This is a genomic window from Chamaesiphon sp. OTE_75_metabat_556 (assembly GCF_031378165.1).
In the GTDB taxonomy this organism is placed as follows: Bacteria; Cyanobacteriota; Cyanobacteriia; order Cyanobacteriales; family Chamaesiphonaceae; genus Chamaesiphon.
On the sequence record NZ_JANNDR010000389.1, the window covers coordinates 1 to 14,218 of the forward strand.

The 14,218-nt window shown below is 48.6% G+C and carries 13 protein-coding genes and 3 pseudogenes; 8 read left to right on the forward strand and 8 right to left on the reverse strand.

What is annotated here, in order from left to right; genetic code table 11:
* Nucleotides 1–277: 277 nt before the first annotated feature.
* Complete coding sequence (locus tag RMO27_RS15740) at nucleotides 278–2,005, reverse strand: iron uptake porin (protein WP_309734172.1); 1,728 nt, start codon at nucleotides 2,003–2,005, stop codon at nucleotides 278–280.
* A 93-nt stretch (nucleotides 2,006–2,098) separates the two neighbouring features.
* Here RMO27_RS15740 and RMO27_RS15745 point away from each other — a divergent pair, with 93 nt between their 5' ends.
* Nucleotides 2,099–2,248 carry a hypothetical protein gene (locus RMO27_RS15745; protein WP_309734175.1) on the forward strand — a complete coding sequence of 50 codons (150 nt, stop codon included), beginning with the start codon at nucleotides 2,099–2,101 and terminating at the stop codon, nucleotides 2,246–2,248.
* A gap of 52 nt (nucleotides 2,249–2,300) precedes the next feature.
* On the opposite strand, the gene RMO27_RS15750 is transcribed toward RMO27_RS15745, so the two are convergent.
* Nucleotides 2,301–2,423 (reverse strand): hypothetical protein, encoded by a 123-nt coding sequence (locus RMO27_RS15750; protein ID WP_309734176.1) that lies wholly within the window; start codon nucleotides 2,421–2,423, stop codon nucleotides 2,301–2,303.
* 136 nt (nucleotides 2,424–2,559) lie between these two features.
* On the opposite strand from RMO27_RS15750, the gene RMO27_RS15755 reads away from it, so the two are divergent.
* From RMO27_RS15755 to RMO27_RS15765, 3 genes are all read left to right on the forward strand, one after another.
* On the forward strand, nucleotides 2,560–3,618 hold the full coding sequence (locus RMO27_RS15755) for a hypothetical protein (RefSeq protein ID WP_309734178.1): 1,059 nt from the start codon (nucleotides 2,560–2,562) through the stop codon (nucleotides 3,616–3,618).
* A 95-nt stretch (nucleotides 3,619–3,713) separates the two neighbouring features.
* Nucleotides 3,714–4,877, forward strand: a complete 1,164-nt coding sequence (purT, locus tag RMO27_RS15760; protein WP_396133725.1) for a formate-dependent phosphoribosylglycinamide formyltransferase — start codon at nucleotides 3,714–3,716, stop codon at nucleotides 4,875–4,877.
* Nucleotides 4,878–4,969: 92 nt separating this feature from the next.
* A complete protein-coding gene (locus tag RMO27_RS15765) occupies nucleotides 4,970–5,761 on the forward strand; it encodes a YdcF family protein (RefSeq protein ID WP_396133724.1) in 792 nt (263 codons plus the stop codon).
* Nucleotides 5,762–5,835: 74 nt separating this feature from the next.
* On the opposite strand, the gene rnhA is transcribed toward RMO27_RS15765, so the two are convergent.
* Together rnhA and RMO27_RS15775 are read right to left on the reverse strand one after the other, a co-directional pair.
* Nucleotides 5,836–6,702, reverse strand: coding sequence for a ribonuclease HI (gene rnhA / locus RMO27_RS15770; RefSeq protein ID WP_309734181.1), 867 nt, complete (start codon nucleotides 6,700–6,702; stop codon nucleotides 5,836–5,838).
* A gap of 8 nt (nucleotides 6,703–6,710) precedes the next feature.
* Nucleotides 6,711–7,781, reverse strand: a complete 1,071-nt coding sequence (locus RMO27_RS15775; protein WP_309734183.1) for a hypothetical protein — start codon at nucleotides 7,779–7,781, stop codon at nucleotides 6,711–6,713.
* A gap of 126 nt (nucleotides 7,782–7,907) precedes the next feature.
* Between RMO27_RS15775 and RMO27_RS23905 the strand changes: the two are divergent.
* The 3 genes and pseudogenes from RMO27_RS23905 to RMO27_RS15785 form a co-directional block, all read left to right on the forward strand.
* Nucleotides 7,908–8,576: pseudogene (locus RMO27_RS23905) on the forward strand (AAA family ATPase); the annotation flags it as partial.
* Entirely contained in the window at nucleotides 8,522–9,424 is a 903-nt protein-coding gene (locus RMO27_RS23910) for a hypothetical protein (RefSeq protein WP_396133726.1), read from the forward strand. The pseudogene RMO27_RS23905 and the gene RMO27_RS23910, both read left to right, overlap by 55 nt.
* Nucleotides 9,408–11,120, forward strand: a pseudogene (locus RMO27_RS15785) (DNA polymerase III subunit gamma/tau); the annotation flags it as partial. The gene RMO27_RS23910 and the pseudogene RMO27_RS15785, both read left to right, overlap by 17 nt.
* Nucleotides 11,121–11,225: 105 nt before the next feature.
* Here the strand turns inward: RMO27_RS15785 and RMO27_RS15790 are convergent.
* Nucleotides 11,226–11,627 carry a hypothetical protein gene (locus tag RMO27_RS15790; protein WP_309734185.1) on the reverse strand — a complete coding sequence of 134 codons (402 nt, stop codon included), beginning with the start codon at nucleotides 11,625–11,627 and terminating at the stop codon, nucleotides 11,226–11,228.
* 150 nt (nucleotides 11,628–11,777) lie between these two features.
* Nucleotides 11,778–12,632: an ABC transporter ATP-binding protein gene (locus RMO27_RS15795; RefSeq protein ID WP_309734187.1), complete on the reverse strand. Its 855-nt coding sequence runs from the start codon at nucleotides 12,630–12,632 to the stop codon at nucleotides 11,778–11,780.
* A 249-nt stretch (nucleotides 12,633–12,881) separates the two neighbouring features.
* Here RMO27_RS15795 and RMO27_RS15800 point away from each other — a divergent pair, with 249 nt between their 5' ends.
* A complete protein-coding gene (locus tag RMO27_RS15800) occupies nucleotides 12,882–13,487 on the forward strand; it encodes a Uma2 family endonuclease (RefSeq protein WP_309734189.1) in 606 nt (201 codons plus the stop codon).
* 127 nt (nucleotides 13,488–13,614) lie between these two features.
* Here RMO27_RS15800 and RMO27_RS15805 read toward each other — a convergent pair whose 3' ends face one another.
* Together RMO27_RS15805 and RMO27_RS23915 are read right to left on the reverse strand one after the other, a co-directional pair.
* Nucleotides 13,615–13,959, reverse strand: a complete 345-nt coding sequence (locus RMO27_RS15805; RefSeq protein ID WP_309734191.1) for a helix-turn-helix transcriptional regulator — start codon at nucleotides 13,957–13,959, stop codon at nucleotides 13,615–13,617.
* A 30-nt stretch (nucleotides 13,960–13,989) separates the two neighbouring features.
* Nucleotides 13,990–14,103, reverse strand: a pseudogene (locus RMO27_RS23915) (type II toxin-antitoxin system RelE/ParE family toxin); the annotation flags it as partial.
* Nucleotides 14,104–14,218: the final 115 nt, after the last annotated feature.

A 14,218-nucleotide genomic window follows, 5' to 3' on the forward strand; every position in this document is an offset into this window, starting at 1 on the left:
CAATTTTTGGAAGGGTAATGCCTCGTGCTTACCCCGCATCGATTAAGGGTACCCACAAGCGGCGTTTTTAGTCGTGGGGAACTCCCGACTAAAAAAATGACAAGACGGGGCACCCCTACAAGAAAATCATCCCCTGATTCAGCAACGCCGATATTTTCTCGATCTACTCTTGTCCGATCTCTAATCCGATCGCATCGCAAAAAAGGGAAAGCACTTTTGCTTTCCCCTGGAGGTCGATCTAGGAAAATTGGCAACGAGAGTTGCCAATGCGATTTTGTTAGAACTTAAAGGTCGATCGGATCGTGCCCACATACTCAGTGGGGTTAGCACCATTATGTTCGGGATTGGTGATGAGCAAGATACCAGGGGTAATCGCCAGGTTATCATTTAACTTCACCTTATAGAGAGCTTCAAGGTGATATGAAGTGCTGTTATCAGGAGAAGCGGCCGTACTGCGCGAATTCAGTTTTGGGGGGATACCAAGGATAAAAGCCAAATTATTCCCCTTTTGACCGAGATCGGGGAAAGCTAAGGAGATCGCGTAGTTGCTGACACTAGCACTACCGCCACCAATCTCGCGATTGGCCTCGATAAATCCAGCCCAACCAGAGAAGACAAAATTAGGACTAATTTTGTAGCTAGCTAAGAAAGAGTAGTGATTGGCAGTTGTCGGTACCGAACCAAAGGGGCTATCGGCTGCCGCACTGCCCGTACCACCAGCGATCCCACCATTCCCATAAGAACGGGCATAAATCAAACCGAGGTTGAGGTCGTTTACTGGGCGGAAGTTTAACTGCCCGATGATAGCGTTAGCACCATTGAATAAGCCGGTACCCGCAGCAGGGTTAGAAACTACAGCAGGAGTGGTAACACCAGTAGTAGCGTTAGTAGAAGCTGCGCCTGGAACCGCATATCCTACTGCTACGTCTAGTCCGTCACCGAACTTGTGATTTAGTGTTAATGATGCGCCATCACCACTGAGTCGGTACACAGGGTTAAAGCGACCGAATCGAGAAATCGAACCCTCACCAGAACTGGCCAGAATGGGGTTGAAGGTGTACATGTTCTCGTTGAACTCACTACCGACTGTCTCCGCAATAATTTTGGTTTGGGGGCTAAGTGGGTAAGAGTATTGGAGCAAAGACACATTGGTTTGGTTGGCTTCGTCACCGTCATAGCCCAACCGCGCCATCCGAGTCCCAGCAGGTGTAGTCAAGTTGGGAGTATTCCGAGACTGTAATCTCACGCGGAGCCGATCCTTGCCCATGAAACTAGCATCAAAGTTGAGACGAACGCGATTGCTTAACACCGTGCTACTCGAACCAGCAACAATTCCACGACCAGTGTTGTAACCGCTAATCCCGATGATTGCTTCGCCATTTAACTTAGTAGTAGTGGAGAAAGCTTGGTCTTTGAGTTTAGCGACCTTCTCATCTAGAGCTACGAGGCGACTGTCTACACCTTGGAGTTCGGCACTAAACGATTGCACCAGACCTTTGAGCCTATCGAGATCTTGTTGAGTAACTACTTCGTCCTGCTCGATTTGGGGTTCGGGTGGCGCGACGGGTGTGGGTGGTGGTGAAACCACTTCGGGAGCTACTGGAGGTGCTGTTTCTACCGCTGGCGCGGGAGTCCGCCTTTTTTTAATCGCTCTACGCGGCTTGCTTCTAGCGACTAGTTGCTCGATCGATTGGACGCAACCATTGAGGCTAGTCGCAAATTCTTCACGGGATAAGGTCTTGTTGCTAGTGGGGGTATTGCCACAGCTATATTTATTGCCCAATGCTTGCAGCGTTTGATATGCCCAGTCACCAGGTCTAACTTCAGTTGCTTGTGCGGCTTGTTCGATTTGCTCGGCGGTAGCTTCTGTGTTGGTCGCAGCTAAGGTATTAGTTGTCGATTTAGAACTTACGGGATTGGCGGTAGTCGCGTGCGCACTGGCAACCCAGACGGCGACGGCAATTAGAATCGGGGAGATCAGATTTTTGGATAGGATGTTCGTCATGTTCTTGCTCACACTATACTTTTGACATTTATGGTGTATTTGCTGACACCATTGGTACTAATTTTCAATTTTCTGCATAACAGAGTACAGTCTATGCCCAAGCTCCAGAAATACATATTAATTCCGATACATTTTGGCAATCCTCGTAGAGGCGATCCAGTCGATCGGGAAATCGGTTGGCGGCGGGTGCCCGAATGTATGCAAAGATCGAGCTACCAAAGTGCGATCGCTAGTAGGATTTGATGTAATCAGTACGGCAATTTTGGGTACTATAACTTTTGAGAGTAGTTCCGTCTCAACCGCGAAGTTTGGCGGCTGTTGGCGCTAGCCAAGCGAGAGTGCCATTGCCGATCGCCGATCCGAGATTGCTAAAAGCTACCCAAGCTGTGTCATGAGCCGCGCGATCGATCTGCCTCAATTAGCCTTTACGCTGCGTTTCTAGATTGCAATCGCTTTAATTTCCAAATTAAATCTACTAGTTTTCGCCGATTATTTTTTATTAGAATTCTCAACTTTAACCAAACACCCTATCGATCGAGTAGATAAATCTAATGATGAGCGACACCAATTTTCATGAGACTGATAGTCTGAGCGAAGTTGATCGAGATCGGCGTGGATTGGCCGATCCAGAAGCCACCGCCGTGCTCGACTACCGCGACAATCCGATCGGACAATTAGACGATCGCACGATTGTGTGGCGATTTGCCCAAGGTAAAAAGCGATTGGTGGTCAATCAGCATCTGCGGATTGACTACGCCCATAACTCATTACAACTATCGACACCCACTGGCGAACTAATTGCGATCCATAAAGTCGCCGAAAAGTTGCACTATATCCTGGTCAAAAAGGATAGCAATTACTCCGAGATGATTCAAAATACGATCTCTGAGTTTCAATTTATCCCAATCGATAATGTTACTTCCGAGCGGGGATTCATGCGGTATCAGAAGTATGAAATACCTGCCAATTATACGTTACAGTATGATTTGGCCGAAATATTGTGGCAAGCTTGGCAAGAACATAAACAACCAATTCCCACCTCACTCAGATTAGATGTTTTGATTTTGGCGCGATCGAAATGGTATCGCGTTCAAGACATGATCTGTGCCGACAATCGACTGGACTTACAAACTCGGCTGGGACTAATTTCCTTCTCACTCCGAGATCGGATTGCCTGGATTTCCAAACTCGGCGATCTCCCCAGGCTCAACAATTTCGATCTTACTCCCAGCAATGGTGGCACTGATAGCGAGATTTTAGGTAAGATTATCTCTAAGTTGGCGATCGAAGCTACACCCGATGGCGATCTTGATGATGAATCCACTGTTACTATGTCCAAATCAGTTTTCAGCCAACCTGACGATTTAGCTTTATTGTACGCAGCGGATAAAAGTAGCGAAATCGAACCCGATCATCGGTTATCGCCAGCAGTCGCCCAGCAACTCCGCGCCAGGGCGATCGGTGTCTTAGAAAACTATCTCGAACATGGTGAAACGATCGTCCGCACGGAAACGATCGTCGATGCTCAAGGCAATCCACTCGGTGAAAAAACGATTACGACTCAGCGCAGTTGTCCCCGCTGGGCAATTGAAGCGATCGTCAATTGGCAATAACGCTCAGTCGCCCCTTCGTCCCGAAGATTGCCGCAAAATTAAGATCGAGATCGTTGCTAAACTACTAGAGATGTTGTTTGGACGATCTGACCGTGATAAAACTGCCAAAAAAGTTGATGTTATTGGGATCGGGTGAATTGGGCAAGGAATTTACGATCGCCGCACAACGCTTGGGCAATCATGTCATCGCCGTCGATCGCTATCCCCACGCCCCGGCGATGCAAGTGGCTGACGATTGTGAGGTGATTTCGATGTTGAGTGGTGAAGATCTCGAACGCGTTGTCACCAAACATCAACCCGACTACATCGTTCCGGAAATCGAAGCCATTAGAACTGAAAAATTGGCCGAGTTTGAGTCGCGCGGCATTACTGTCATTCCCACCGCTAAGGCGACTCACTACACGATGAATCGCGATCGGATTCGCGAACTCGCCCACCAGGAATTGGGAGTGCGGACGGCTAAATATGGCTATGCAACCACATTGGATGAGATGCAGGCAGTTTCCCACTCGATCGGCTTTCCCAATGTGGTTAAGCCGGTGATGTCTTCATCGGGTAAAGGACAATCGATCGTCGCCAATGAATCAGCAGTTGAGCAGGCTTGGCACTATGCGATTGATGGTTCTAGAGGCGATAGTCATAAGGTAATTGTTGAAGAATTTATCAATTTTGAGATTGAAATTACCCTCCTCACTATCAAACAATGGCACGCACCGACGATCTTTTGCCCGCCGATCGGGCATCGTCAAGAACGTGGTGATTATCAAGAATCTTGGCAACCCGCCGACATTACGCCCGATCAACTTGCCCAGGCTCAAGCGATCGCGACTAAAGTTACCGATGCCCTCGGTGGAGCCGGAATTTTTGGCGTCGAGTTTTTTATTACAGCGGATGAGGTGATTTTTTCCGAATTATCACCCCGTCCCCACGATACGGGAATGGTAACGTTAATCTCTCAAAATTTGAATGAATTTGAGTTGCATTTACGCGCAATTTTAGGTTTGCCAATTCCAAATATTATTCAATACGCACCAGCAGCAAGTGCCGTAATTTTAGCCGCCGAAACATCCGATTCGATCTCATTTACTGGTGTCGAAAAGGCTTTGAGTATGCCCGATGTCGATATTCGATTATTTGGCAAACCCGATGCTCGCCCCTATCGCCGGATGGGTGTCGCTTTAGCTAAAGCGGAGACAACCGATCTCGCCCGTACTAAAGCTATGGACGCAGCTAGTCAGATTACTTTGGTTAGTGAATAGTGAATAGTGAATAGTGAATAGTGAATAGTGAATAGGGGACAGAAATTAAAGATACAAGTTAACTATCAACTATCAACTATCAATTAATTTAAATGTTTCTGTTTCTCTCAAAACTAATCCCACTGTTCTTCTATCCACTCGGTTCGATTAACTTGTTACTAATTATCGCTTTAGGATTATGGTGGATAAAATCTAAGTGGACTCCTGTCCCGATTGCGCTAGCCTTGACGATTTTATTCTTGACTAGTAATGCCTGGACTAGTAATTGGTTGGCACAATCTCTGGAGTGGCAAAATATTCCCAAAACTGAGTTACCAACTGCCGATGTGATCGCCATTTTGGGTGGTGGTACTCGCTCTCCAGCTTATCCGCGTCCTGATGTCGATCTGACCGATGCCGGCGATCGGGTGTGGTATGGTGCCAATTTGTATCGGGCGGGTAAAGCACCCAAAATTATCGTCAGTGGTGGCAGAATTGGCTGGAAAGGATCTGGCAGTCCCGAATCTGATGACTTGACCAAACTTTTAGTTAAAATGGGCGTGCCCCAGGCGGATATTATCCCCGAAGCTAACTCTTTTAATACCCGCGATAATGCTGTAAATATTCAAAAGATCTTAACAGAACGGGGGTTTAACAGCATTTTATTAGTAACCTCCGCCATGCACATGCCGCGATCGATGGCGATATTTCACAAGTTAGGTATTAACGCGATCGCCGCTCCCACCGATTATCGGATTTCTCAATTAGAAATCGACCAACCCAATCGCCAAACCGAATCGGCGATTTTAAGTTTTATCCCCAGTGACGAGTATTTTTCACAGACGACACAAGTCATCCGCGAATATATCGGGATCTTGGTTTATAAATTGCGGGGTTGGCTGTGAGCGAGTTGGGAGAAAAGAACGATTGCGTTCAAACTCCACCATCCACTATCCACTATCCACTATCCACTATTCACTCATTCCCCATCAACTCGTTCTAATTGCCAGAGAATCTGGTTGCCTTCCCGTCTGACTCTAGAGACGATCCAATTGCGCCATGCCCACCTGTCGCCACGGCTGGTAACGGCACTAGCATTGATATCCATCAGATCTGCTAGCTCCGAGCTGGCAATCAGATAACCATGTTTGGCAATTTCATCGGTAATCCGCAACGTATCGATCAGGTGGTGGAGGTGGGCGACGCGAACTTCGCGGGGAATATGTTCGGTACTATCGAGATGAATGGTCTGTTCTTCTAACATGGGGACAATCTGCACATCTGGGGATGGGGGGACGGGAGCCACTACAGGTTCTGAAGGGCGTTGAGCGGCTGGCGATGGCTTGGACATCTCCATTGTAGAGCGTTGCCGCAGTTGTGGTGGTTGACCGCTAGAAAAACCCCTGGCGATCGTGTCACAGCGTTCGTTGCCGGCATTGCCAGAATGACCGCGTACGTGTTGCCAAGAGACAGCCACTTTGGTTTGGGACTGGACTTGGCGATCGAGAGAGTCGAGTGTTTCCCACAAATCTTGATTGAGAACGGGCTTACCAGCCGCCGTTTTCCAGCCTTTTTTCTTCCAGCCTTTGACCCACTGGGTAATCCCTTTAATTAGGTATTCGCTATCGGTATAGAGGACGCATTGTTCGGTTTGACTGGTGCCGACAAAAAATTGCAGTGCCGAAATTGCGGCTTGCATTTCCATTCGATTATTCGTCGTCGCGCCATCGCGTCCGCCCAGCTCGTGACAGCCCCCATCATCAAAGTAGGCGACAGTACCCCAACCGCCGGGGCCAGGATTGCCGGAGCACGCGCCATCTGTATATAAGTTGGTAATTCTGCTCATCTGTGAATTTAGACTCCTCGACGATCTGACAGATTAGCAGTTTTGGGATAATTTTCTTCAGTTGTTTCGGCGAGATTATTGCTCCACGGATCTTCGGGTTTGTATTCTAGTTTCGGTAACGGTGGGGGTGGTGGGGCTGTTTGTTCTCTAGCCGCTAGGTCGATCGGGTGGGGTGGTGCTGGTAATGCCGTAGCTGCTGGGGGCATCGGTGGCGTAGTTGGTGGCGTGGCGGGCACCTCTGGTGGTGCTGGAATTTCTGGTGGGGTTGGTGGCGTGGCGGGCACCTCTGGCGGTGCAATTGGCGGGGTCAGTTCGCTCGATGGCTGGAGATCGCCACTGATGGGTTGGACCTGCTGCTGCATTTGGGCGACAACGGCATTAAATACGATTTGGGGATCGGTGGTATCGATCCCAAATTGTCCGGCTAGTTCGGCAACTAAAGCTGGATCTTGATACAGCATTGCCGAAAATTCTTCGAGGGTAATCTCGCGCGTCTCGGTAGATGCGTTACCTGAATCTGACTGCCGATCCACTGATTGTGGGGGCGGTGGTGTCAGTAGTAACTCTGGGGGAATATCGCCAAAATCCTCGTCACTGGGGTCGAATGGCATATTTTCGTCCAGCGAACTAAATTCCATGATGGGCAGCAGTCCCCCATTAAATTCTTCGGCTTGACGATTGAGTAGTTGCGCGCCATAGTCGCCCGCGAGATCGCCGATTTCACCGCAGTCTAGTTGACCTAATTGCACCATCCGCCCAGCTAGTTCATAATTGGGCACGGGTGCTGCCAGCAAGTTCTGACCGAACTTTTCGAGCCATTCGAGCCAGTCTGATTTGCGCACTCGCTGCCTAATTTTGTTAAAAAAGCCGATCGCGCGGGGTTGTTGCCAGCCATGAGCGACTCCTTCGAGCAACTGCATGAATAGATACTCCCGATCGGTATCATCGAGCGGTGGTAATCCAGCCGCAGAAAGTCGATCGGTTGCAGTGCTACTGCTTTGGAGACTCGATCGATGCTTGCTGGTGCCGAATAATTTCCGAAACCACCTCACGAATGACTGCCAGATTTTTTTGAACATTTACTGATTCCTTGATGCACAATTTAGGTACATTCGATCTAGGGTATCTTAGAGGGTAAGGCTAAGTAAACCACCTCGATCGATGGTGTTTGTTTGACTCGAACTTCTTCTCTATTTATCCCGCAGATGGCATACATACCTCTACATCATAAGTATCGACCGCAAACTTTCGCCGATCTGGTCGGGCAAGAAGCGATCGCTACCACTTTGACTAATGCGCTGCGGCTAGAGAAGATTGCCCCAGCATACCTGTTTACTGGCCCCCGGGGAACTGGCAAAACTTCCAGCGCGAGGATCTTAGCCAAGTCTCTTAATTGTATGGCGAGTCAGGTACCTACTGCACAACCTTGTGGTAAATGTGAGGTCTGTAGCTCGATCGCGTCCAGTGCTGCTCTGGATATTATCGAAATCGATGCTGCAAGTAATACAGGCGTCGATAATATCCGCGAACTGATCGAACGTGCTCAATATGCCCCCGTCCAGTGTCGGTACAAGGTATATATCATCGACGAATGCTTGACTGGTGACAGTTTAATTTTGACCGATCGAGGTTGGATGCAGATCGACAATCCGACATTAGTCGATTGTCACGTTTTAAGCTATAACGAGCGTTTATCTAAATGGGAATGGAAACGGGTACTCAGATGGCTAGAGCGCGGGGAAAAGCCAACTTTAATCATTAAAACTACTCAGCGAGAAATACGCTGTACAGGCAATCATTTAATTGGCACTGATCGCGGATGGATAAAAGCTCAAGACCTCAAACCAGGGATGAAAATCCTGGCACCGATCTCTCAATCCAAGCACAAGCAGAACAACTTAGACCGCTCTGTGCCTGCGGCTGCGGCTCAAAATTACCGATTCCTACTTACTTACAATCGGGAGTTACGCTACACCGGATCCAATCCTATTGGCAAAAACATCTCTACCTCAAAGGGCATGGGATCTGGGAGCGACGTAAAGCCAAATTCATCGCCGATTCCCCAATTTTATCCACTCAACAACTCGGACTCATCTACGGCACCTTATTGGGAGACGGCTCCATCACCTACCCCAATAAACACAGTCAATTACCCCGATTGGCTTGGACTCACGGCATCAGTCAACAGGACTGGATGGCATCCAAGGCTAGTAGACTCTCAGAGCTACGACCCAAATTACAAATTGTTACCAATCAAGGATATGGTCAGCAGTCTTGTACCTGTCAAACAGCCTGCCATCCACAATTGTCAGAAGTCTTTAAAATTGTCAAACCTACAGGTAAAGGCAAGACAGTTAACATTGAATGGCTGCAACAGATCGATCTCGAAGGACTCAGTTGGTGGTATTTCGACGATGGTTCCCTCAGCCTCAGTCCAGAAGGAAGTCCCACAGTCCATCTGCATACAGAAGGATACTCTTTGGCAGAAAACGAACTTATTGCTAGCTGGCTTACAGATCGAGGCTATCCAGCCGATGTTAAGTCCTACAAAAGAGGTGGGCAACTGCGGCTCTATTACTACATCGGATTTAACGCTAAAACCAGCCGTCAATGGTTGGCAGACTTACAGCCCTACTCCATCCCCTCAATGGCATACAAGTTTGGAAACGATCGAATCTGTGAACCTCGGTGGGGAGGAAAAAGTCTACGATCTGGAGGTTGAAGATAATCATAACTTTGTGGCGAATGGACTCTTAGTGCATAACTGCCACATGCTGACTACGTCGGCATTCAACTCGCTACTGAAGACTCTGGAAGAGCCACCCGATCGAGTCGTGTTTGTCCTGGCTACTACCGATCCACAACGAGTTTTACCGACGATTATTTCTCGCTGTCAGCGATTTGACTATCGGCGGATTCCCGTTGCCGCGATGGTTTCACATCTGACGGAGATTGCCAAAATCGAACAGATCGAGATCGCGCCAGCCTCGGTGCAGCTCGTCGCCCAAATCGCCCAAGGTGGGTTGCGCGATGCTGAAAGCCTGCTCGACAGGCTGAGTTTGCTCGATGGCGAGATTACGCCCGATCGAGTCTATGATGCGATCGGTTCGGTACCAGAGCGAGACTTGGTAGATATGCTCAAGGCGATCGCTGCCACCGATCCAGAGAGTTTACTCGATCGAACCCGCGCGATCCTCGAACGGGGCAAAGAGCCACTAACTGTGCTCCAAAATCTCGCAGGCTGCTACCGCGATCTGACGATCGCCAAAACCGCTCCCAAACGTCCCGATCTCGTCGCCCTCGCGGGTGAAACGTGGACGGAAATGGTCAAAATTGCCCAAGGTTGGGAATTGAACTGGATTCTCGCCGGACAAAAGTATCTCAAAGACAGTGAAATTCAGCTCAAGCATACGACTCAGCCGCAACTGTGGTTGGAAATTGCGGTATTGGGGCTGCTGAGTGTCAATACCCCCCAGTCACAACCCGCCGCGCCACCGGCAACGGCGGCGAGGACGGCAGCACCACCTAGCCCGCCGCCGATCGATTCCCCTCCAAACATCTCGCCATCAATCCCACCCCCATCAGCAGTAATGGCAATCCCACCACCAGCCGCCATTCCTGCCCCGCCAGCCGCGATCAATACTGAAGACCTAGCTAGTACCTGGGAACGGGTCTTACAGCAGCTTTTGCCTGCCAGTCGCGACTTATTTAGACCTTTTGGTAAGTTGATCTCGCTCTCCGATGTCCAAGCGATCGTGGCGATGAAATCTAGTACTATGCAAACGATCGCGGCTGGTAAAGTGCCGGAACTAGCAAAAGTCTTCAGTAGTATCTGCGGTCGATCGATCGCCGTGAAACTAGAAGTCTTGGGCAAAAGCCAACCCCAGCCCACAGCCACACTCCAATCGCTACCGCCAGCCACGCCCCTACCCAGTGCGATCTCCCCACCACCTGCGCCGCCACTGCCATCTATCGATCCTGCTCCTCCCGCGCCGCTGGCATCTCCACCCATTCCCGCAGCGGGAGAATATCTAGATGATGATGAGAGCGATGTCGAGGTCGATGACGATCTTCTTACCGAACTAGCCGCAATTAGTAGTTCGCCGCCCCCAGTAGCCGCGACGCCCTTCTCCATTCCCATCCCGCCTGTCCCAGCACCAATCCAGCTAGTTTCACCAGTCGCACCGATCGCCGAAATTCTGCCTGTAGAGTTGACCTCGGCACTAGATGAGCCACCGACAGATTTTGCCGAGCCTCCCGATTCAATGGATATCGATCGCGCAGCAAATCAGCAGGAGGAGAGCGAATCGCCAGAGATCGACGATCTGCTCCAGGCAGCCACTGATCGGATCGTGACTATGTTCAATGGCGAAATTATCGATCGTCATCACGAACTCTTCGAGCAGATTATTAAGTAATTAAAAAAAATTCTCTTCTCAACTCAAACTTGCGATTGAATTTAAGTTGCTAGATTGAATATTAATTAGTGAATTACATCAAGGACAGCGATCGTTAATGGTCGATTATCTGCGGCGGATTAGTTTCATTCTGACAATCAGATTTTTGGCGATTGTTTTACCACAACGATCGTTGCCTTCACAATGATTGACTTGGACGATCCGATAAGTCAAACTGACCATTTGATTCACGAATTGAGTTCGATCGCAGATTGTAAAATCAGCACCTAAAGTATGTTTTTTGCCGCGAGGATCGAGGAGATCGACATAACACATTAAATCTCCATTAGTGAGTTTTAAAACTTTACCAGTAGCGGGGAATAAATTTGGCTTGGCAAGTTTCCTAGCCTCACTAGGCAGCGTAGCTAGACAACTAATAATTGCCAGACAACTAATTGTCATCAGACTCCAAATCGGTAGCTGCACAAATAACAACAGGGGGGAATGAGTTCTACGCTGAGATAACATAATCTGGTGCAATGAGGATAAGGATATATTTTAGCGATCGAAATCGATCTCCACAGCGAGAAAAGGGGAGTGTGGATGTTCGCTAACAGAAGACTTAAGATGAGACTTTGTTCGTTTCTGTAACAAATCGCATGAATAAGTTGGGAGCTGTTAGGGATTGGGAGCTGTTGGCGATCGATATTTTTCGAGATAACTAGTAAATTCTTCGATCGATCTGGGGGCGGGGACTGCGGGCATTTTAGCTGATAATCGCGACCACATCTGCCACAAGATTGGCATTCCCAAACTAAAATCCGGTAGCGATTGGAGCGTGTCAAATACGGCCAAAGTTTCACCCTCAGCAATCAGTCGGCCGCGCTCCATCACGAGCACCCAATCTGCCCACTGATAGACAAAATCTAAATCGTGGGTGGCAATTAATAACGTCGTTCCCAATTTGGCGATCGCATCTAGTTCGATTAACAGGTTGCGAGTTTGGACGGGATCGAGATAAGCCGTTGGTTCGTCTAATAATAATAACTCCGGCTGTAAAGCCATCACTCCAGCGATACTCACCCGTTTTTTTTGACCTAAGCTGAGGTGTTGCAGTGGTGACATCGCCAGACTTTCTAAGTCAAAATCGGCCAGCGTCTGCATCACTTTTGCCGCTACTTCTGATTCTGGTAAACCTTGATTGCACAGCCCATAAGAAATATCGGCAGCGACTGTCGGCGCAACTAGTTGTTGTTCGGGATCTTGAAATACTAACCCTACCCGTTGTCGCCAGCGTTTGAGATTGGCTCGATCGAATGTCAGTGGGATATTATCGAGTTTAACGATCCCGCGATCTGGTTTAGCCAAACCATCGGCAATCAAAAATAGCGTCGATTTCCCACAACCATTTTGCCCGATCAGGGCAGTCTTTTTGTGCTTGGGCAATCGCAAGCTCAATCCTTGTAACGCTGGAGCCGTTGCCAACGGATAACGATAATCAACATCCTCAAACTCCAGCAAATGTTCAGACATAGCTCCTTAGATCGATTCTGCAACGTGTATCCTGTTCGCGCACCAAGAGGTTTAAGGGGGTGCTGCCCGATGACGGTGTTTGAAACATGGGCAATGGTGGACTAAGTCTCTCTATTTTACTCGTTCGGGGAGTGTCGCCTCCAGCAAATTGATCGCATCACCATACCCACCTTTTCCCTACTACCCCAAATCTCCCCAGTGTTATAATTAGGGTGCATAATCTAGCTCCCGCAAACGTTTGGAGGTTTTATGACAATTGCGACTGCACCAGTTATCGAGACTCAACCATTGCTACTTGATGTCAGCAATACAACTCTGACTGTGACCCCAGAACAGTTCGACGTGCTCTGTGTCGATAATCCTGACTTACGCCTTGAATTGACCCCGAATCGAGAATTGATTGTTATGGCTCCAGCAGGTGGTGAAAGCAGTGAAAAAAATGGGGATTTGGTTGCTGATGTAATTATTTGGAACCGACAGACTAATTTAGGTCGGGTATTTGACTCGTCGGGTGGGTATGATTTCACGGCGGTGGGGGGTGGCAAGCCAGCACCTGATGTTTCTTGGATTGAGAAGTCTCGATTGGAAGGGGTGAAAATTGTTGGGTTTATTCCGGTGGTGCCTGATTTTGTAATTGAGTTGCGCTCTGCTACGGATAATTTGAAGCCGTTGCAGGACAAGATGAGAGAGTATCAACAGTTGGGAGTAAGACTGGGTTTGCTCGTCAATCCACAAAATCAGCAAGTGGAAATCTATCGACCAGGGCAAGAGCCGGAGATATTAGAAGCTCCGACGGACATCGATTGTGGTGAGGTGATGCCCGGTTTTGTATTGAACATGAGTAGAATTTGGTAGCGGCGATCGAATGTCCTTATCCCTGGTGGAAATTTCAGTAAGAGCGGGATCGATCGATCAAACGTCACAATAAAATCGCTGTATACAAAAAGCGATCGAGATTACGATCGGATTGTTTTAGATATTTCTATTTACCAGAAATCGTAACCATCTCTAACTTCGGTAACTCAGATCCAGTCGCAACCTTTGGCACAAATTCTATTTGCAAATCGTAGCCAGCTTGGGCTGCTAGAGTAGCCAATGTATCCAGCCTTGGGAGTTGCTTACCAGTTTCTAACCGAGCTAACTGTGGTTGCTTGATCCCTGATCGATCGGCTAATTCTTGTTGTGTAAAACCAGCAGCCTTTCGCATCAAGATCAAGAGTCGAGCCATCTGAAATTCATCTCGCAAGGCTTCGTACTCAGCCTGTACATCAGGCTGGGATAATGCTTTTGTTCTGATCTCGCTCAATTTGATTGTTTTAGCAGTCATAAGTTCCCTATTACTCTCTAATTCAAAACTTTAATTAGCATCACGGGCTAGAAAATCTTCCATGTATTTCTGGGCAATCTCTAACTCCTTCTTCGGAGTCTTTTGAGTCTTTTTCTGAAAGCCATGCAATAGAATGAATCGTCGATCAGTATAGGCCGTGCGGCGGAGTAGCCATTGCGCAGGTTGCGTTCGCGCTTGCCGTGGCCGGGAATGTCGACGGTCACCACCAGGGTCGAGAAGTCCGCGGCCTCCGCGCGCT